Below are 20,103 nucleotides of genomic sequence, written 5' to 3'. Positions count from 1 at the left end.
GTAATTCTAGTGATCAACCCGAAAGTTGATTTCACCTATCAATACCTCTGGGATCTCAACTCTAGCAATCTGCTCAGTTCCCTCACCAGCGAACAATCGCAACAGCACATCGCAAAGTGTAAGCAAAAATTAGCATTTTCTATTTTCTGTCTTACTTCGCTCGTGTGCGCTCACATTTGCGACGTTCTGACGGGCAATCTGCTTGAACAGCCAGCCATTTTCCGTAACACTGACGGAATGTAAGCGTTTACCCACAACAGGTACTATCATGGCGACCATAAAGGATGTAGCCCGACTAGCTGGTGTATCAGTCGCCACCGTTTCTCGAGTGATTAATGATTCCCCTAAAGCCAGCGAAGCATCGCGCCTGGCCGTAACAAGTGCAATGGAATCACTCAGCTACCACCCCAACGCCAATGCGCGTGCGCTGGCACAACAATCCACTGAAACCATCGGTCTGGTGGTAGGTGATGTGTCCGATCCATTTTTTGGGGCAATGGTTAAAGCTGTCGAGCAGGTGGCGTATAACACCGGTAATTTTTTACTGATTGGTAACGGCTACCATAACGAACAGAAGGAACGACAGGCGATTGAACAGCTCATTCGCCACCGCTGCGCAGCCCTTGTTGTCCACGCAAAAATTATCCCGGATGCTGAGCTGGCATCACTAATGAAGCAAATCCCCGGCATGGTATTAATTAACCGAATTTTGCCAGGATTCGAACAACGCTGCGTTGCCCTTGATGACCGTTTCGGCGCATGGCTCGCGACCCGACACCTCATTCAGCAGGGCCATACACGCATTGGCTATCTGTGCTCCAATCACACGATTTCAGATGCGGAAGATCGTCTGCAAGGCTATTACGACGCGCTGGCAGAGAGCAATATACCGGTCAGCGATCGCCTGGTAACGTTTGGTGAACCGGATGAAAGCGGCGGTGAACAGGCCATGACCGAGTTACTTGGCCGTGGCAAAAACTTCACTGCGGTAGCCTGCTACAACGACTCAATGGCTGCTGGTGCCATGGGCGTATTAAATGATAACGGCATTGATGTACCGGGAGAAATCTCGCTGATTGGTTTTGATGATGTGCTGGTTTCCCGCTACGTGCGCCCGCGTCTGACCACGGTGCGCTACCCGATCGTGACGATGGCAACCCAGGCTGCCGAACTGGCGCTCGCGCTGGCGGAGAAGCGTCCCGTGCCTGAAATTACCCACGTTTTTAACCCAACTCTGGTGCGTCGCCATTCCGTTTCGACGCTGACAGAGCCGGGGAATTCATCGTCAAACGATTAACCAGGATAGCGTTATGACTACGATGTTGGACGTTTCACGACACGCAGGCGTCTCAAAAGCGACCGTTTCGCGCGTACTGAATGGCACGGGTCAGGTAAAAGAGAGCACGCGCCAGAAAGTGTTTAAGGCCATGCAGGCACTTGATTATCGGCCTAATTTTTTAGCGCGCTCTTTGGCAAACCGCACTAGCAACAGCATTGGTCTGGTGGTTTCCACATTTGATGGTTTTTACTTTGGCCGCCTGCTGCAACAGGCTTCACGCCAGACGGAATCTCATGGCAAGCAGTTGATCGTCACTGACGGACACGACACACCAGAGCGTGAGCAGGAAGCCGTGCAAATGCTGGCGGACAGACAGTGCGACGCCATTATTCTCTATACCCGCTATATGAGTGAAAAGGCGATTATGTCGTTGATGACCAGCATTGCTATGCCCTTGCTGGTCATCAACCGTGATGTCAGCCAGGCCCGCGATCGCGCAATTTTCTTTGAACAGGAAGACGCAGCCTATCAGGCGGTCAATTATCTGATCTCCCAGGGCCATAGCGATATTGCTTGTATCACTGTGCCAGGCCATACGCCTACCGGTAAATCCCGCCTGATGGGATATCGTAAGGCGCTGGAAAAAAACGGTATTCCCTGGGATCCCGATAAGGTCAAATACGGCGACTCCACGATGACGCGAGGCTATGAAGCCTGCCGTGAACTGCTGGAAGAAGGGGTGAAATTTAGCGCCCTGTTCGCCTGTAACGATGACATGGCATTAGGCGCATCAAAAGCGTTACATCAGGCCGGGCTGAGGATCCCAACGGACGTCTCACTGTTTGGTTTTGATGATGCGCCCAGCGCCAAATGGCTGGAGCCGGGGCTGTCTACCGTTTATCTACCGATTGATACCATGATAACCACGGCAATCGACCAGGCTATCCGGCTGGCCAACGGCGAGAGCGTCGAGCCAATCCCACCGTTTACCGGCAAACTGGTATTACGTGACTCGGTGACGACGGGGCCGTATTACAAATAACGTGCCGGATGGCGGCGCAAGCGCCTTATCGGGCCTACATCCCCGTAGGCCCGATAAGCGCAGCACTATCGGGCATTCCCTCAGATAAGTTCCAGCGCTAACAGCTCATCAATGGTCTGGCGACGGCGAATCAGTCGTGCCACCCCGTTATCAAACAAAACCTCCGGCAGCAGCGGGCGGCTATTGTAGTTTGACGACATTGACGCGCCGTACGCCCCGGTATCATGCAGCACCAGATAATCGCCCGGCACCACCGCAGGCAATAGACGGGTTTCCACATTTCCGCCTTCCTGCTGGGTAAACACGTCACCAGATTCGCACAGCGGCCCGGCCACTACGGTTTCCCGTTGCGGGGTTTGTTCCAGAGAGCGACCATCCCCCGCCAGCGCGGAGATATGGTGATAGCTGCCGTACATCGCCGGGCGCATCAGATCGTTGAAGCCCGCATCGATCAGCACAAAGTGACGGCTGCCCATCTCTTTTACGCTACGCACCTGCGCCACTAACACGCCAGCTTCCGCGACCAGAAAACGACCAGGCTCAATTTCAAGCGCGACCGGGTGCCCCAGGTGTTTAGCAATCTGCTCACGCGCAGCGTTCCACAATCCAAAGTAGTGATCGGTATCGATCGCCTCTTCGCCTTCGCGATATGGGATTGATAAACCACCACCCGCGGAGATCGCCTCCAGATCCTGTCCAAATTCAACCACCTGGCGCACCATCGCACCGCACACCTGCTCCAGATGCGCGTAGTCCACACCGGAACCGATATGCATATGAATCCCCACCAGCTTCAGCTTATAGCGCTGAATCACCTCCAGCGCCGCGGGAAGATCGCTATACCAGATCCCGTGCTTGCTGTTTTCGCCGCCGGTATTGGTTTTCTGACTGTGCCCATGCCCAAAACCAGGGTTTACGCGTAGCCACACACGATGGCCCGGCGAGACCTGGCCCAGTTGCTCCAGCATATCCACCGACCCGGCATTTACCGGAATGCGCAATTCATGCACCCGCGCGAGCGTTGCTTCATCAATCATATCGGCGGTAAAGACGATTTCATCTTTACCAGGCACAAAACCTGCCGCCAGCGCACGTTCAATTTCGCCAAGCGAGACGGAATCTACCTTCACGCCCTGCTCGCGCATCAGGCGCAAAATATGAATATTCGAACACGCCTTCTGGGCAAAACGCACCACGTCAAACTGACTCAGTTTGGCAATCTGCGCGCGGATAATCTGCGCATCATAAACCCACACCGGGCAGCCGAATTCGGCAGGCAGGCGCAGCAGGTTGTCGGCGGTCAGGTCAGTGTCAGTGCTATTGAGTGGGCGTGGCATGGTGTGCTCCGGTATTGGCTTTTTTATGATTACGCCACAGCCCGAAAAGAATAAAAAATATCGTTTTATCGTGAGTCTATGCAAAAATGATATGGATTAATTCATTCGAGGATTGCCCATGCCCACCGTTAACCTGCGACACATCGAAATTTTTCACGCCATCATGACGGCAGGTAATCTGACGGAAGCCGCGCGCATGCTACATACCTCGCAGCCCACCGTCAGTCGGGAACTGGCCCGATTCGAGAAAGTACTGGGATTAACGCTGTTTGAACGCACACGTGGCCGACTGCACCCCACCGTGCAAGGGTTACGTCTGTTTGAAGAGGTGCAACGTTCGTGGTACGGCCTGGACAGAATTGTGAGCGCCGCCGAAAGCCTGCGCGAGTTTCGCCAGGGCGAATTGTCGATTGTTTGCCTGCCGGTATTCTCACAGTCCTTTTTACCACCGCTGCTACAGCCATTCCTCGCACGCTATCCACAGGTCAATATTCAGATAGTGCCGCAGGAGTCACCGCTGCTGGAAGAGTGGCTATCGGCGCAGCGCCACGATCTGGGGTTAACGGAAACGCTGCATACGCCTGCCGGAACGAAACGCACCGAATTGCTGGCGCTGGATGAAGTGTGCGTGCTGCCGCAGGGGCATCCGCTGACTAAGAAAGCGGTGTTAACGCCGCAGGATTTTCAGGGAGAAAACTACATCAGCCTGTCACGGACCGACAGTTACCGTCAGCTACTGGATACCCTGTTTAATGAGCACCAGGTGAAGCGTCGCATGGTGATTGAAACCCATAGCGCCGCTTCAATTTGTGCAATGGTGCGGGCGGGCGTTGGGATCTCGGTGGTGAACCCACTGACCGCGCTGGATTACGCCAGCAGCGGAGTCGTTATCCGCCGCTTCAGTATTTCGGTACCGTTTACGGTCAGCCTGATTCACCCACTTCATCGCCCCGCTTCAGCGCTGGTGGATGCTTTTACGGCGCATCTGCAGGCCCATCTACCGAGGCTTATTGACCCGCTGGAGGCTATTTTACACCCTCAGCCGAAAGCATAAACGCCACCGCATCTTGCGCATGGATTGCCGCGGTGTCGAAAACCGGTAGTGGGCTTAGTTCAGTGGGAACCAGCAAACCAATCTCGGTACAGCCAAAGATCACCCCTTGCGCGCCCTGTTTCGCCAACTGCTCAATGACGCCCAGGTAATAATCGCGGGAGGCCTCGCTGAACTCACCGAGGCACAGCTCGTCGAAAATAATCTGGTTTATTTTCTGCCGATCATCAGCTTCAGGAATCAGCGTGCTAATGCCGAATTCAGTCTGTAAACGCCCACGGTAAAAATCCTGCTCCATGGTGTAGCGCGTCCCCAGTAGCGCCACGTTGTTCATCTGCTGCTTTTGTATCGCCCGCCCCGTCGCGTCGGCAATATGCAGAAACGGCACATCACAGGCGCTTTCAATCGCCTCCGCGACTTTGTGCATGGTGTTGGTACACAGTACAATCCCTTGCGCTCCGGCTTGCTGTAGCCCTGCGGCGGCCTGTGCGAGGATCTCGCCGGCTCGCTGCCAGTCACCGCTTGACTGACAGACTTCAATCTCGTGAAAATCCACGCTGTGCAACAGAATCTGCGCCGAATGCAGGCCACCCAGACGCTGTTTTACCCCTTCATTAATGAGTCGATAATAAGGAATGGTAGATTCCCAGCTCATACCGCCTAACAGACCGATCGTTTTCATCATTTCCCCTGACTCGTTGTTGTCTCTCCAGTGAACCAAAGATGTGATCAACTTTCCACATCTGTTGGCGTGCATTTCTTTTTTTAATTTTCTGATATAGGTTTAATGAAACATTGTTTTAATTAATTACAGGAAGGCCGGATGTTTATTTTTCATAAAGAGACCACGCTTGACGATCTGGGCAATGGCGTTACCCGGCGCATTCTTGCTCACGACGGTAACATGATGGCGGTTGAGGTGAACTTCGAGCAAGGCGCAATCGGCCCGATGCACAATCATCCGCACGAACAGCTGACTTACGTGTTGTCCGGTGAGTTTGAATTTACCATCGGCGAAGAGAAACATATCGTTAGGGCGGGCGATACCCTGTATAAACAGCCCAACATTATGCATGGCTGCGTCTGCTTAAAACCGGGAACGCTGCTGGATACCTTTACCCCAATTCGCGAAGATTTTCTGCACGGGTAAGGTGCTAAATAAAAAAGCCGGGTCGCGTTGACGCTTTCCCGGCCTGTAAGAGATTCCACTCGCAGGCCGGATAAGGCTGAACCGCCATCCGGCATGCTTGTCTGACTTACACCCCAATATCTCTTAACTTCTCGCCCGCCATCAGCTTACGTTCGATATGCTCCAGCGTGACGTTTTTGGTTTCTGGAATCAGCCAGAACGTAATACCGATAAACACAACGTTCAGCGCGGTATAAAGCCAGAACGTACCGGCGGCGCCAATGCTGTCGAGCAGCGTCAGGAACGTTGCGCCAATGATCATGTTCGACACCCAGTTGGTGGTGGTGGAACAGGTAATACCAAAATCACGGCATTTCAGCGGCTGAATTTCCGAACACAGGATCCACACTACCGGCGCGGCGCTCATCGCATAGCCTGCAATACACATCATCGTCATGCCAACTGACAGCCAGGATAACCCACTGGAAGCCGTGCTATTATCAAACTGCATCAGACAATAACCAAGCACCAGTGTCCCGATGGCCATTACGCTGAAACCAATTTTCAGCGCCGGTTTACGTCCTGCTTTGTCGACCGTGAAGACGGCAATAAAGGTGGCGAACATAAACGTTAAGCCAACCACCAGCGTGGCAATCATCTGCTGCTCTGTGGTGGTAAACCCCGCCATTTTAAAAATGCGCGGCGCGTAGTACATGATGATGTTCATCCCGGTGAACTGCTGCATCGCCTGCAGTAACATTCCTAGGAAAACCGCACGACGCACATTACGGTTAATTTTAAACAGCGCCCAACCGCCCTGCTTCAGCTTCAGGCTTTCACGGATTTCGTTCAGCTCATCGCGAGCCTTTTCTGAGGTATCACGCAGCATGCGCAGTACTTCTTCAGCTTCAATGTGGCGACCTTTTTCCGCCAGCCAGCGTGGGCTGTTGGGCAAGAAAACAACCAGAATAATCAGCAATACCGCCGGAAGCGCCAGCACGCCCAGCATAGCGCGCCAGTTACCGCTGTAGCTGAACGCGGTATCGGACAAAAAGGCCAGAACGATGCCCAGCGTCACCATCAGCTGATACATGCTGATCATCTTGCCACGCACGTTTTCGCTGGCCATTTCGGAGAGATAGAGCGGAGCGGTGTAAGACGCGATCCCCACCGCAACGCCCAGCACCACGCGGGCAAAAATGAGCATTTCTACGCTGGAGGCAAACGCCGAGCCCAGAGATCCGACGACGAAAAGGATCGCGCCCGCCATCAGGCTGTATTTGCGCCCCAGGCGGAATGACAGCCAACCGTTAAACAGCGCGCCAATTGCCGCACCCAGCATCATGCTGCTTACCACCCATTCCTGCAGACGGCTGGTCAACACAAAGTGATCGGTGATGAAAGGCAACGCGCCGGCAATCACGCCAATATCCAGGCCGAATAACAACCCTGCGACAGCCGCAGAGATAGAGACAAACATATTCATACGTCGCGTATCGCGCACTGGGCGCGGCGCTAAAGCAGCATCATTATTTATTGAGACCATTTTTTCCTGCCAGATACAGAGTAACCATGCCATTGAAAGTAAGGGATCCCTTGCAGGAAGCGTCAGGCGGGAAACGGCAAAAACATGGATTAAATAGCTACACCACATGGTTATGTGATGGATATTCCAATTTTAAAATTTACCAATAATCACTCAATTAAATTTAATTCATTGATATTAAAGAATATTAAAAACAATAAACTTATAGATATGAAATTTAATATGGAATAATTTATAACCACAATATGGATTTTAATGATTAAAAGTGAAAAAAAACCCCGCCAGATGGCAGGGTTTAACGGTTCTGGAAAGCGAATTAACGTGCCAGCCAGCCACCGTCTACCGCAACGGTATAGCCGTTGATATAGTCAGATGCGCTGGACGCCAGGAACACGACTGGCCCCATCAGGTCGCTCGGCAGCCCCCAACGACCCGCCGGGATACGATCGAGGATTTCTGCGCTACGTTGCTCATCAGCACGCAGCTGTTGAGTATTGTTCGTCGCCATGTAACCCGGTGCAATCGCGTTGACGTTAATGTTATGTTTTGCCCACTCGTTCGCCATCAGACGGGTAACACCCATTACGCCGCTTTTAGACGCGGTGTAAGACGGCACGCGGATCCCGCCCTGGAAGGAAAGCATAGAGGCGATGTTGATAATTTTGCCGCCGTTACCCTGAGCAATAAAGTGTTTCGCCGCGGCCTGAGACATAAAGAACACGCTCTTAATGTTCAGGTTCATCACGTCGTCCCAGTCTTTTTCGCTGAAGTCGATCGCATCGTCACGACGGATAAGACCCGCGTTGTTGACCAGAATATCGATATGGCCGAATTCTGCCACTGCGCGCTCCAGCAGCGCCGGAATACCGTCGATTTGACGCAGATCGGCGGTCAGGCTTAAAAAACGACGGCCCAGTGCGGTCACGCGTTCGATGGTTTCTGTCGGTTCAACAATGTTGATACCGACGATATCGCAGCCCGCTTCAGCCAGACCCAGCGCCATACCCTGACCCAAACCTGTGTCACAACCGGTCACAACGGCGACTTTACCTTCAAGAGAGAATGCATTCAAAATCATTGTAAATCCTTAATTTTTTATAATGCCCGCCGCAGCAGGCACGGCTGTCGCCCGCAACTAGCGCAGATCTTTGACTGCAACATGGTCCATATCATCAAAGACCTGGTTTTCGCCGACCATGCCCCAAATGAACGTATAAGCTTTTGTGCCGACGCCGGAGTGAATAGACCAGCTTGGAGAAATCACCGCCTGCTCGTTGTGCATCACAATATGACGCGTTTCCTGAGGCTGACCCATCATGTGGAAGACGCAGGTATCTTCTTCCATATTGAAGTAGAAATAGACTTCCATACGACGTTCATGGGTATGACACGGCATGGTGTTCCACAGGTTACCCGGTGCCAGTTCAGTCAGCCCCATGCTCAACTGGCAGGTTTCCAGAACATCCGGCACAAAGTATTTGTTGATGGTACGGCGGTTACTGGTGAGGTTATCGCCCAGCGTCACTGGCGCAACGTCGGCAGGCGTGACTTTCTTAGTTGGGTAAGTCGTGTGCGCCGGCGCGCAGTTGTAGTAAAACTTCGCCGGTTTCGCCGCATCAATACTGGCGAATACCACTTCTTTTGCCCCTTTTCCGACGTACAGCGCGTCGCGATGGCCAATTTCATAGCACTGGCCGTCAACGGTAATCGTGCCTGGGCCGCCGATATTGATCACACCCAGCTCACGACGTTCGAGGAAATAGGTTACGCCCAGCTGTTTGCCGACTTCGCCACCCACAGAGACGGTTTTGGCCACTGGCATAATGCCGCCAACAATGATGCGGTCGATGTGGCTGTAGACCATGGTGTATTCATCTGCGACAAACACTTCTTCTACCAAAAACTCATTACGCAGCTCCTGAGTGTCCAGGGTTTTCGCATGCGCACTATGGATGCTTTGTCTTACGTCCACATTTACCTCCAGTGATAAATTGACCGTGAATGCTTAAACGAATAGCAAAACGCTGTTCCGTTTTATCTTATGCGCTCATGATATCCCTCCCTGAATGTGTTTTCAATTATAACTAAAACGATGTTTCACCTTTTCCGGATCTTATTATCAAAAGTGTAAGTGCGATCACGCTAGCGCAAATAAATCGCAAAAATGGTTTCAATAAAATTATTTAAAACAATTAGATAGATAAAAACACAAAAGAGTAGATCATTAGTGGCAGGGATAAGATATTGAAAACGCAGCCAGGCTCATACGTCATTCACACACCTTTTCTAACAAAGTGCGCTATCAATCACATGAAATGAAACAACGTTTTGATATGTTGGCAGGGTTTAGAGTGTATGTTTCTGTAACTGGCCTTGCCCTCCTGTTGGAGGGCTTTTTTATAGATGCAGGAGAAAGTCATCAGGAAAGGCGTTTAAGCAGAGAAATCGAAGGAAAATTAGTCTCGTTCAATAGCGAGCGCCACCCCCTGACCACCACCAATACACAGCGTTGCCAGGCCCTTATGCGCCCGGCGTTTCACCATTTCATGTACCAGCGAAACCAGAATACGACAGCCAGATGCGCCAATCGGATGGCCGAGCGCAATAGCCCCGCCGTTCACATTCACCCGTCGTTCGTCCCACTCCAGCATTTTCCCAACGGATAATGCCTGCGCGGCGAAGGCCTCATTAGCTTCGATAAGATCAACATCAGCCAGTTGCCAGCCCACACGCTCAAGGCAGCGACGCGTTGCATACACTGGCGCAATCCCCATGAGCGCGGGATCTACCCCGACGCTGGCAAAGGCGCGAATACGGGCGAGTACCGGTAGGTTCAGCTCTTGCGCCTTGGCCTCGCTCATCATCATCACGGCGGCGGCGCCGTCGTTGATGGATGACGCGTTACCCGCCGTTACCGAACCGAGCCTGTCAAAGGTAGGATCCAGACGCGCCAGCCCCTCGGCGCTGGCATCGGTACGCGGTTGTTCGTCGGTGTCCACCACGAACGATTGCCCGTTACGCTGTGTTACCACCGGCACGATTTCATCTTTAAAGCGTCCGGCATCAATTGCCATCCGCGCTTTGTGCTGCGAGTGCAGCGCGTAGGCATCCTGCAATTCGCGGCTGATGCCGTATTCTCGCGCCAGGTTTTCCGCGGTAACGCCCATGTGATAATCGTTGAAGGCATCCCACAGACCGTCATGTACCAGGCTGTCGACCAGCTGGCTGTTCCCCAGCTGTGCGCCAGTGCGGCTATCGGTAAGGACATGCGGTGCACGGCTCATATTCTCCTGCCCACCCGCAATCACAATGTCGGCTTCGCCACACTGGATAGCCTGGGTCGCCAGATGCAGCGCTTTCAGACCCGAGCCACAGACATCGTTAATGGTGATGGCGGAAACGGTATTGGGTAGCCCACCATTGATGGCAGACTGACGCGCCGGGTTCTGCCCGGCACCTGCGGTAAGCACCTGTCCGAGGATCACTTCATCCACAGCGTGGACATCCACGCCCGTACGTTCCAGTAACGCCTTGACCACCATGCTGCCTAACTCAACGGCAGAGTGGCGCGCCAGCGTCCCCTGGAAGCAGCCAATCGGTGTCCTTAATGCCCCGACGATCACAACCTCTTTCATCACTACCTCAGCGCAAAATAACACCGCAATAGTAGATGATTGTTAAAAAGAGTTATCAAGGTTGTTTAAAAACGGTGATTTTTATCACAAAGGAAATTCATATCACTTATTGGTAATCTGAACGCCACTTTGCTGTAAATGGTCACGCAGCCAGCTTCCTGCCACACCAGGCGGTGATTTCTTATTCCACAACAGATCGATAGAGATAGCCTTTGGCCAGCCAGGCATCTTTAATTGCACCAGTGGTTTTTCTGCCGCAAACTCCTCCACCAGCGCACAGGGGAGCGCGCACCAGCCGAATCCCTGCACCGCCATACTTAGCAATAACAGGTAGTTAGGAGCCGACCAGACAGGGCCGCGCGCCACGTTGGTACCGCTTTCCAGATAGGTATTCAAACGCAGCTCGCGCCAGGTGTGTAGCTGCTCCCACTGCAGTTTTTCTTGAGCCGCGAGCGGATGCGATGCCGCCACGTATAATCCCATCCAGGTTTGCATCGGCAGACGCGTAACGCCCATGTCGGTCGGGTAATCCTCACGCGCTTCGATCAATCCCACCTGCGCACGTCCTTTTTGTAGCAGATCGATCACGTCCTCATCTTCGCCAATCAGGCATTCAAACTCGGTATGGGGAAACTTGCGATCAAACTGCACCATCAACTCTTCCAGCACATCTGGATGCAGCGTGTCCGAAAGCACGAAAGTCAGACGCGCTTCCGTTTCACCCGACAGCGAGATCGCCGCTTCATCCAGGCGTTCGCTGGCCGTCAAAATTGCCTGCACATAGCCCAGCACCCGCTTACCTTCTTCGGTCAGCGTCGGCTGGCGGGATGAGCGGTCAAACAGCGCAAAACCAAGATCGGCTTCCAGATGCGCAATGGCCGTACTGATAGTGGACTGGCTTTTGCGCAGCCGCCGGGCAGCCGCAGAAAATGAACCGCAGGAAACGGTCTCCACAAATGCCGTTAATGCTTCAGGAGAATAACGCATGAACTATCTACTTTATCGATGGATACTATCTTTTAGATATCATATAAAACGATAAAATTGCCACCATTCCGTTATCCGGGCATCAATGAAGGTTTTAGGTTATGCAACACGATACAGTCCAACGTCGCTCGTTAGTGGAGCGTATTTTTCATGCCGTCTGCTTTGAAGGCATTGCCACCGCGATCCTCGCACCAACCACCGCATGGTTGATGCAGCGTTCGGTACTGGAAATGGGCGGACTGACCATTCTTCTCGCCACCACGGCGATGATCTGGAATATCATTTATAACGCCCTGTTTGATCGCCTGTGGCCGTCGCACCTGGTAAAACGTACGGCGAAAGTGCGAGCATTTCACGCCTTAGGCTTCGAGAGCGGTTTTATTGTGATCGGGGTGAGCATCGTGGCGTATGTGCTGAACGTTAGCCTGCTTCAGGCATTCACACTGGAAATAGGTTTCTTCCTGTTCTTCCTGCCGTACACCATGTTCTATAACTGGGCTTATGACACATTACGCGAGCGTGTTATGAAGCGCCGCCAGCAGCGCGTTACTGCCTGATAATTAAAATAATAGTCGGAATCTTCTCGGTTCCGGCTATTGTCCCATTCACTCGCCCGCTTGTTCACACCTCCCCCAGCCCCTGCCATTTGTGGTAAATTGCGCTTCTTTTTGTTTATTTTATAGTTGATACGTTCAAATAATGTCGAAATTTTGGTCAAAAGAAGAGACTCTCTGGAGCTTCGCACTATATGGGACTGCCGTCGGCGCAGGAACCCTATTCCTCCCCATACAGCTAGGTTCTGCAGGCGCGGTGGTACTGTTTATCACCGCTCTCGTCGCCTGGCCTTTAACCTACTGGCCGCACAAGGCATTGTGCCAGTTTATCCTGTCCTCAAAAACGTCGGCTGGTGAAGGGATCACTGGCGCGGTTACGCACTACTACGGCAAGAAGATTGGCAGCCTGATCACCACCCTCTATTTTATTGCTTTCTTTGTGGTGGTGCTGATCTACGCCGTAGCGATAACCAATTCACTCACTGAACAGCTGGCAAAACATATCGCTATCGATCTGCGGATCCGCATGCTGGTCAGTTTTGGCGTGGTGCTGGTGCTGAACCTGATTTTTCTGATGGGCCGACAAGCCACCATTCGGGTCATGGGCTTTTTGGTGTTCCCGCTCATCGCGTACTTTTTGTTCCTTTCGCTTTACCTGACCGGAAGCTGGCAGCCAACGCTACTCACCGGCCAGATGTCTTTCGATCAGCACACGCTTCATCAGGTTTGGATATCTATTCCCGTGATGGTTTTCGCTTTTAGCCATACGCCAATTATCTCTACATTCGCCATCGACAGACGAGAGAAATACGGCGAGCAGGCCATGGGTAAATGCAAAAAAATCATGAAGGTAGCCTACGTCATCATCTGCCTGAGCGTACTGTTTTTCGTCTTCAGCTGTTTGCTTTCGATTCCGACAAACTATATCGAAGACGCGAAAAATGAAGGCGTGACTATTCTGTCCGCGCTGTCGATGATGCCAAACGCGCCGGCATGGCTGTCGATTTCCGGGATCATCGTTGCCGTCGTCGCGATGTCAAAATCGTTCCTCGGCACCTACTTTGGCGTGATTGAAGGGGCAACGGAGGTAGTAAAAACGTCGTTGCATCAGGTGGGAGTGAAGAAAAGCCGGGCCTTTAATCGCGCTCTGTCCATCATGCTGGTCTCGGCTATCACGTTTATCATCTGCTGCATTAACCCTAATGCCATTTCGATGATTTACGCGATAAGCGGCCCACTGATTGCCATGATTCTGTTTATCATGCCGACATTGTCTACCTATCTGATCCCGGCGCTGAAGCCGTACCGTTCAGTGGGTAATCTGATCACCCTGATTGTCGGTCTGCTGTGCGTATCTGTGATGTTTTTTGGCTAGAACGTGTGTTTAACGGCTCATTCTCCTGAAAGTGGGTGCGATGTCGTTCAGTTAACGACTCAATTTCAGAAAGTATCAACCTGTGTTGGCGGAAGTAATGAACATGCTATCTCAGAGAAGGGTTCCGTTCACCTCATGTTCATCGTTTCTCTGAAGCACCGATTCCTGTGAACGTGCAAGGGAGGCTCACCGCCGCCTCCCTTGCAACCCAGGCTCCCGGCGGGAAAATCGTCGCTACGCGATTCATTCGTCTTATGCCGTCTGCCTGCCGGGTCGGGCGCGAGCCTGCGTCCATGCAGGCCGTCCCCTCTGTCCGCATCCCTGCGGACAGCCCCGGTCAGACGTCAACTCCTCATCGATTTTCAGCCGGACCCGAGTCATCGCTTCAACGCTCTGATTTCCAGTTAAATCTGTTTTGCTGTTCATACCAAAAACGCAGATGGTGAGGTGTGGGCTGGTCCGGCTGAAAATTGCCGACGTGTTTCCGTAAGCCCGGGAGAGCCAGCATGGATGCTGGCTCAGGGCGCGCTTTGCAGGGACGCTACCTCGCGCCCGACCCGGTAGCCTGGAGGAATAAGCGGAGGGGACCGCGGAGCGGCAATTTTCCCGCCGGGAGCCGGGATTGTAAAGGGCGTGGCGAAGAACGCCCTTTACACGTTCACGGGTATCGATGCTTCAGAAAAATAACACTGCTGAGGTGAACGGAACCCTGAGAAAGAATCACATGTTCACCCTACATGCTTAACTGGACGGTATTGAACGTGGATGAGCCGTTAAACTGGCTTATTTGATGTACGAATCCAGTACCTTCAGAACCACATCCAAATCTTCTTCGCGCTTAATTTCATCGCCCTGATGCACAATGTGCTCGGTCAGATGGCCTTTAATCACTTCACGCATTAATCCATTTACCGCCCCGCGGATTGCCGCTATTTGCTGCAATACCGCCGCGCATTCATGCGGTTCATCCAGCATGGTTTTCAACGCCGCTACTTGCCCCTGAATCTTGCTGGTTCGGGCTTTCAGCTTTTGTTTGTCGCGGATCGTATGTGACATAACTTTACCTTTTTAACGTCTGGCTGTAGGGACAATACCATCGACATTCTACTGGGGGGTAGTATTTGATACTGGGGGGGAGTAGAATCAAGCGAAATTAACCAACTAAGAATCATTCTCATGGGTGAGTTTTCTACGCTTCTTCAGCAAGGCAACGCCTGGTTTTTCATTCCCAGCGCGATTCTATTGGGTGTGTTACACGGCCTGGAGCCGGGGCATTCCAAGACGATGATGGCGGCCTTTATTATTGCCATTAAGGGGACCATCAAACAGGCGGTGATGCTGGGGTTGGCAGCAACGCTATCGCATACCGCCGTAGTTTGGTTGATTGCGCTCGGTGGCATGTATATCAGCAAAGCGTTTACCGCCCAAGCCGTTGAGCCCTGGCTGCAATTTGTCTCGGCGATAATTATTCTCGGGACCGCATTCTGGATGTTCTGGCGAACGTGGCAGGGAGAGCAGAACTGGCTGGCCCAGACGCATCACGACCACGATCACAGGCATCACCACCACCATGATCATGACGACCATCACCACCATCATCATGACCACGATGACGATCATCACCATCATCATCACGAGCACGAGCACGAGCATAATCACGACCATGCCGCACTGGCGGGACTCACCGAAGGCTCGAAAGAGTATCAGGATGCCCACGAACGGGCGCATGCCACCGATATTCAGCGCCGCTTTGCGGGCAAAGAGGTCACCAACGGGCAAATTTTGCTGTTTGGCCTGACCGGCGGGCTGATCCCGTGCCCAGCCGCCATTACGGTGCTACTGATTTGCATCCAGCTCAAAGCCTTCACGCTGGGCGCCACCATGGTACTGTGCTTTAGCCTCGGGCTGGCGCTGACGCTGGTAACGGTGGGCGTGGGAGCGGCAATCAGCGTGCAGCAGGCAGCCAAACGCTGGAGCGGATTTAACACGATGGCACGCAAAGCACCCTATTTTTCCAGTGTGCTCATTGCGATGGTCGGCTTATATATGGGGATTCACGGCTATATGGGGATCGTCGGTTAACACTAAGAGAGCGCAGCAGCGATTGCCGCTGCGCGTAAAACCAGGCTAGCTTTCGACGACATTCCTCCACACCAGTTGCCCTTTATGGAAGGTCGCGGTGCGTGGGGAAATTCGCGCGACAGCTTCCGCCGAACAGGAGGCATCCACCAGCACAAAGCTGGCTTCATCCTGCGCTTTCGGCCAGACGCGTTCGCCTTTATCGTTTAGCGGCAGCACATCGCCGGTAGCAAGAAACAGCGCCCGCGACAGGTTCAGTTCGTTAGGGCGAATATAGAGCTGCGCGTACAGATTTGCCTTCTCCAGCATGTCTCCCAGCCCGTACGGTGACCAGTGGTCAATCACGCTGTCGGTTCCGGTAATCACTTCCACGCCTTTATCACGCAACTGCTTAAGCGGCATGTGCAAGGTACCGATCGGCACCGTCGAAGCAATGGTAATCTGCTGCGCCGCCATGCGGCTCGCCAGCGCATCCACCTGTTGTTCGTTCAGAGTCGCCAGCGCAAACGCGTGACTGATGGTCAGTTTACCCTTCAACTGCGGCGTTTTCTCCACCGTTTCCACCATGTAATTCACTGCCGCCACGCCTGCCGGACTGGTTTCATGCAGATGGATATCTACGCCTTTATCGTAGTCCAACGCAATCTGGAACATGGTGTCGAGGGATTTTTCCATCGCCCCGTCGACGCTGGTTGGGTCCAGACCACCGACGTAATGCGCCCCCGCCTGCATCGCTTCACGCATCAGCGGTTCAGATTTTGATAACAGCAGGCCATGTTGCGGAAACGCCACAATTTCACAGGCAAAACCCGGTTGACGACGCGCCAGCACCGCCTGCAGGTTTTCGAGGTTTTTCAGCCCGGAAACCGGTTCTATGTTGCAGTGGCTGCGGGCGATCGAGGTGCCTTTTGATTGCAGCAGATCGATCAGCTTTTCCGCGCGCTCCTGCGTATAAGGCTGGAGTTCAGGCAGCAGCTTTTGTTCCAGGCGGATCATATCCTGAATAGTGGTGCCCGCTGGTCGGTTCAGCGAACGCCAGGGACCGCCGTAAAAGGTTTTATCCAGATGGATGTGCATGTCGCGCATGGCGGGCAGCATCAGCTTTCCACCCGCATCGTAGTGCGGCAGCGTCGCATCCGGATGCTGCTTATTCTCGCGCAGCGCAACGATTTTTCCGTCCTGGATTTCAACGGTTTGCAGCGCGGTGCGGGTGTGCACCACCACTGAGTTTTCGTAATCAAAGCCCGCTTCCAGCAGGACGTTATCCAGGTAATAGTGCTTATCGTTAATCGTCATTGTGCTCTTCGACCCGCAGGTGTTCCCGACAGGATTAGCAGCATACGCGACCGGAGCGACCGCGCCAAACAACGCGGCAGCGGTCACCATTTTTCCGCTCTGGCTTAAAAATTCACGGCGGCTGTTACTTTCCTTCATTCACGTCTCCTCTCAGGAATGGACAATATGGGTGCCTGTTTCACCGCGCAGTGCGGCAGGCAGGCATTCCGGCGTGGTGATGATCACTCGTTTACCGCCACGCTCCAGGAACGCCAGACTGGCAACGATCTTGGGTAACATGCTGCCAGGTGGGAAATGTCCCTCCTGCATGTAACGGGTCATCGTTGCGACATCCACCGTATCCAGCGCCTGCTGATTGGGTTTGCCAAAATGAATACAGACCTGCTCGACGCCGGTGGTAATCACCAGAATGTCGGCGCGGATCTCCTGTGCCAGTAGCGCCGTGGAGAGATCTTTATCAATCACCGCGTCCACGCTCTGGTAATCCCCTTGATCGCTACGCACCACCGGGATCCCGCCGCCTCCTGCGCCAATCACCACAAAGCCTTGCTGGGTCAGCGTTTTGATCGCCTCCGCCTCGACAATGCGCTTCGGTTGTGGAGAGGCGACTACCCGACGGTAGCCACGCCCCGAATCCTCAACAAAGCGCCAGCCCGGATTGACCCGCTGTAGTTCATCACGCTGCGCTTCGCTAAAGAACGCCCCAATGGGCTTGGTCGGATTAGCGAAGCCCGGATCGTTTTTGTCGACCTCCACCTGCGTGACCACCGTAACTGCCTTTTGCTCACCGCGTCGCGCCAGACGGTTATTCAGCGCCTGTTGGATCAGATAACCGATACCGCCCTGCGTATCGGCAACGCAGTTTGCCAGCGGGGTGAGTGGCAACCCCTCACGCTCGTGCGCGATTTCCGCACGCCGCAGATCCAGCCCCACCTGTGGCCCGTTACCGTGCGTCAGCACAATGTTGTAGTCCGATGCCAGCATCTCCAGCACCGTATCCGCTACCGCTTTCACCGCTTCAGCCTGGTGTTCAATCGACTGGCTGGCGTTATCTTTGATAATGCTGTTGCCGCCAATGGCAACGACCACAAGTTCTTTCATAGTGTTATCTTCCGCTTGCAGGCGATTCAGGTCGTTTTCGTCGGTTCCTGCTCAGGCGCAGTCACCGCTTCACGGCTATCAAGAACATGCTTGAGGACAAACATGCCGCTCATCATCAGGTAGGCCACAACAAACATCATCGAGCTGCCTTCTGCAAAGCCAACCGCAGGGGAGTGAATCACGCCAAACAGCGATAGCAGCGCGCCAAAGGCTGCGGCAATCGCCCCGCGCAGCGGCTTATTCATAATGGCGAAGATAGCGACGCAGCCCCACAGCATGCTGGCCAGTGGCGCGCCGCTTCCCAGATGCACCAGTCCGTCGTAATAGACACCTTTGCTGTGCAGCAAGTCGCTACCCAGTTTCCCCGCGGATGTTCCGGCAGCGCCCATTACGCTGTTGACGATGGTCAACGCCCAGTTGGCGATCCACGGGAACAGACAGATGAAGATGACGGGAACCTCGACTTTGGGCGTTTCTCGCACCACCTGGTTGGCGGTCACCACGCCGATAAACACCAGAATCGGCACTATCGCGGTCATCGGAATAATGGCGAGCATAAACGCGCCCAGCCCAAACAGCGGCACCAGGAACATGGTGATGCCTGAAGCGAGGGTATAACCGATGCTGGCACCCATCGCTTTCCAGCCCGCATGCCCAACATACACTGTCACCGGGAACGGGTTACCCAGCATGCAGCCGAGCATGGAGGCAAAACCGTTCGCCATCATGACCTTACGGGTGTTGTACTCATCGCCCGCCGCGTGCGCACTTTCAATGTTCTCAAGGTCAAAAATGTAGTTCGCCAGGCCCAGAGGAACCGCGGAAGCCAGATACGGCAGTGCGTGCGGCAAACCTTGCAGGAAGCTGTCGACATGAATTTCCGGTGGGTTGAAGCCAAAGGAAGACATCGACGCTTTAATGGCCTCCGGGCTTTGTAAACCGGAGATCCACGCCAGGGCCGTACCGGCAATCAGCAACAGCAAACCGGTAGGAATACGAGCAAAAATCGGCTTCTTACCGAACCAGTTAATGAAGATCAGCAACAAGACGATGAAAGAAACCGTCGGCGCTTCAAATGCCTGCAGCATCGGGTTCATCGCCAGCAGCAACAACCCCAGGCCGGACAAGCAAGAAAGCAGTACCGTACGCGGGATCATCTTGCGGATGGTCTCGCCCAGGAAGGAGCCGCCGACCAGGATCAACGCTTCGACAAAGCACCACACCAGGGCTATCTGGATCGCGAAGTTGGCATCTTTGGTTTGCTGATAAACCGGCATCAGCACCAGAAAAGTTACGGTAAAGATTGACGGTGCGCTCGGTCCGGACGGCAACGCCGTCACGTCTTTACGCCCGGTGTGCTTTGCCATCTGCAGGCCAAACCAGGCGTAGCAGACGCTGGCCACCAGCACCGCCAGACCAAAGGCAGGCGCAATGCGACCATAGACAATTTCGGTAGGGATCCCGACGACAAAAATGAGCAGCCCCATCATTGTCAGCAGGTTAGTCAGGTTGTTGGTCATCAGCCCAAAGTAAGCCGCCCAGTCACCACGTTTCCATTCTAGTTTTATGCTGTTCATGGAATATCCTTAACAGGTTAAGCATCGTTTGCGATCGCGGAGATCGCCCAGCCCTGCAGGTAAGCAACGTTTTTCGCTTCGCTACTGTGGGGCTAACCGCGTTAGCCCCGGTTAT

At 53.5% G+C, this 20,103-nt stretch carries 18 protein-coding genes; 7 read left to right on the top strand and 11 right to left on the bottom strand.

What is annotated here, in order from left to right; translation table 11 throughout:
* The first annotated feature begins 268 nt into the window (after positions 1–268).
* Complete coding sequence (gene galR, locus OGY83_RS20325) at positions 269–1,297, top strand: HTH-type transcriptional regulator GalR (RefSeq protein WP_003033945.1); 1,029 nt, start codon at positions 269–271, stop codon at positions 1,295–1,297.
* Between the two features lie 13 nt (positions 1,298–1,310).
* The gene (locus OGY83_RS20320; RefSeq protein ID WP_194211342.1) at positions 1,311–2,321 is read left to right on the top strand and encodes a LacI family DNA-binding transcriptional regulator; all 1,011 of its coding nucleotides are present in this window, start codon (positions 1,311–1,313) and stop codon (positions 2,319–2,321) included.
* Between the two features lie 80 nt (positions 2,322–2,401).
* On the opposite strand, the gene lysA is transcribed toward OGY83_RS20320, so the two are convergent.
* Positions 2,402–3,658: a diaminopimelate decarboxylase gene (gene lysA / locus OGY83_RS20315; RefSeq protein ID WP_079938610.1), complete on the bottom strand. Its 1,257-nt coding sequence runs from the start codon at positions 3,656–3,658 to the stop codon at positions 2,402–2,404.
* Between the two features lie 118 nt (positions 3,659–3,776).
* Between lysA and OGY83_RS20310 the strand changes: the two genes are divergently transcribed.
* Positions 3,777–4,712 (top strand): LysR family transcriptional regulator, encoded by a 936-nt coding sequence (locus tag OGY83_RS20310; protein ID WP_286636790.1) that lies wholly within the window; start codon positions 3,777–3,779, stop codon positions 4,710–4,712.
* Here the strand turns inward: OGY83_RS20310 and OGY83_RS20305 are convergent.
* Positions 4,684–5,391, bottom strand: a complete 708-nt coding sequence (locus OGY83_RS20305) for an aspartate/glutamate racemase (RefSeq protein ID WP_286636907.1) — start codon at positions 5,389–5,391, stop codon at positions 4,684–4,686. The genes OGY83_RS20310 and OGY83_RS20305 overlap by 29 nt on opposite strands.
* A 141-nt stretch (positions 5,392–5,532) precedes the next feature.
* Here OGY83_RS20305 and OGY83_RS20300 point away from each other — a divergent pair, with 141 nt between their 5' ends.
* Positions 5,533–5,859 carry a cupin domain-containing protein gene (locus OGY83_RS20300; protein WP_048225407.1) on the top strand — a complete coding sequence of 109 codons (327 nt, stop codon included), beginning with the start codon at positions 5,533–5,535 and terminating at the stop codon, positions 5,857–5,859.
* 106 nt (positions 5,860–5,965) lie between these two features.
* On the opposite strand, the gene araE is transcribed toward OGY83_RS20300, so the two are convergent.
* The 5 genes from araE to OGY83_RS20275 all read right to left on the bottom strand — a co-directional run bounded on the left by araE (position 5,966) and on the right by OGY83_RS20275 (position 12,006).
* Positions 5,966–7,384 (bottom strand): arabinose-proton symporter AraE, encoded by a 1,419-nt coding sequence (gene araE / locus OGY83_RS20295; RefSeq protein ID WP_286636906.1) that lies wholly within the window; start codon positions 7,382–7,384, stop codon positions 5,966–5,968.
* A gap of 316 nt (positions 7,385–7,700) precedes the next feature.
* A complete protein-coding gene (kduD, locus tag OGY83_RS20290) occupies positions 7,701–8,462 on the bottom strand; it encodes a 2-dehydro-3-deoxy-D-gluconate 5-dehydrogenase KduD (RefSeq protein ID WP_003033923.1) in 762 nt (253 codons plus the stop codon).
* A gap of 57 nt (positions 8,463–8,519) precedes the next feature.
* A complete protein-coding gene (kduI, locus tag OGY83_RS20285; protein WP_286636789.1) occupies positions 8,520–9,356 on the bottom strand; it encodes a 5-dehydro-4-deoxy-D-glucuronate isomerase in 837 nt (278 codons plus the stop codon).
* Positions 9,357–9,840: 484 nt separating this feature from the next.
* Complete coding sequence (locus tag OGY83_RS20280; RefSeq protein WP_032944867.1) at positions 9,841–11,019, bottom strand: acetyl-CoA C-acetyltransferase; 1,179 nt, start codon at positions 11,017–11,019, stop codon at positions 9,841–9,843.
* Between the two features lie 102 nt (positions 11,020–11,121).
* Positions 11,122–12,006: a LysR family transcriptional regulator gene (locus OGY83_RS20275; RefSeq protein WP_174771108.1), complete on the bottom strand. Its 885-nt coding sequence runs from the start codon at positions 12,004–12,006 to the stop codon at positions 11,122–11,124.
* A 101-nt stretch (positions 12,007–12,107) separates the two neighbouring features.
* On the opposite strand from OGY83_RS20275, the gene OGY83_RS20270 reads away from it, so the two are divergent.
* Both OGY83_RS20270 and OGY83_RS20265 read left to right on the top strand, forming a co-directional pair.
* Positions 12,108–12,563, top strand: coding sequence for a multidrug/biocide efflux PACE transporter (locus OGY83_RS20270; RefSeq protein ID WP_079938616.1), 456 nt, complete (start codon positions 12,108–12,110; stop codon positions 12,561–12,563).
* A gap of 142 nt (positions 12,564–12,705) precedes the next feature.
* On the top strand, positions 12,706–13,935 hold the full coding sequence (locus OGY83_RS20265; RefSeq protein WP_079938617.1) for an amino acid permease: 1,230 nt from the start codon (positions 12,706–12,708) through the stop codon (positions 13,933–13,935).
* 783 nt (positions 13,936–14,718) lie between these two features.
* Here OGY83_RS20265 and rcnR read toward each other — a convergent pair.
* Positions 14,719–14,991 (bottom strand): Ni(II)/Co(II)-binding transcriptional repressor RcnR, encoded by a 273-nt coding sequence (rcnR, locus tag OGY83_RS20260; RefSeq protein WP_003825567.1) that lies wholly within the window; start codon positions 14,989–14,991, stop codon positions 14,719–14,721.
* A 120-nt stretch (positions 14,992–15,111) separates the two neighbouring features.
* Here rcnR and OGY83_RS20255 point away from each other — a divergent pair, with 120 nt between their 5' ends.
* Entirely contained in the window at positions 15,112–16,017 is a 906-nt protein-coding gene (locus tag OGY83_RS20255) for a nickel/cobalt efflux protein RcnA (RefSeq protein ID WP_286636788.1), read from the top strand.
* A 45-nt stretch (positions 16,018–16,062) separates the two neighbouring features.
* On the opposite strand, the gene OGY83_RS20250 is transcribed toward OGY83_RS20255, so the two are convergent.
* The 3 genes from OGY83_RS20250 to OGY83_RS20240 are packed head-to-tail and all read right to left on the bottom strand — an operon-like array spanning position 16,063 to position 19,988.
* Positions 16,063–17,448 carry an amidohydrolase family protein gene (locus OGY83_RS20250; RefSeq protein WP_286636787.1) on the bottom strand — a complete coding sequence of 462 codons (1,386 nt, stop codon included), beginning with the start codon at positions 17,446–17,448 and terminating at the stop codon, positions 16,063–16,065.
* A gap of 12 nt (positions 17,449–17,460) precedes the next feature.
* Positions 17,461–18,411, bottom strand: coding sequence for a carbamate kinase family protein (locus tag OGY83_RS20245; RefSeq protein ID WP_103284757.1), 951 nt, complete (start codon positions 18,409–18,411; stop codon positions 17,461–17,463).
* Between the two features lie 26 nt (positions 18,412–18,437).
* Positions 18,438–19,988, bottom strand: coding sequence for a hypothetical protein (locus OGY83_RS20240; RefSeq protein WP_003840986.1), 1,551 nt, complete (start codon positions 19,986–19,988; stop codon positions 18,438–18,440).
* Between the last annotated feature and the right edge of the window lie 115 nt (positions 19,989–20,103).

Source organism: Citrobacter sp. Cpo090 (assembly GCF_030332665.1).
GTDB lineage: Bacteria > Pseudomonadota > Gammaproteobacteria > Enterobacterales > Enterobacteriaceae > Citrobacter > Citrobacter portucalensis.
Note: the sequence above shows the minus strand (reverse complement) of the source record. Positions and strands in the feature narration are given on the sequence as shown.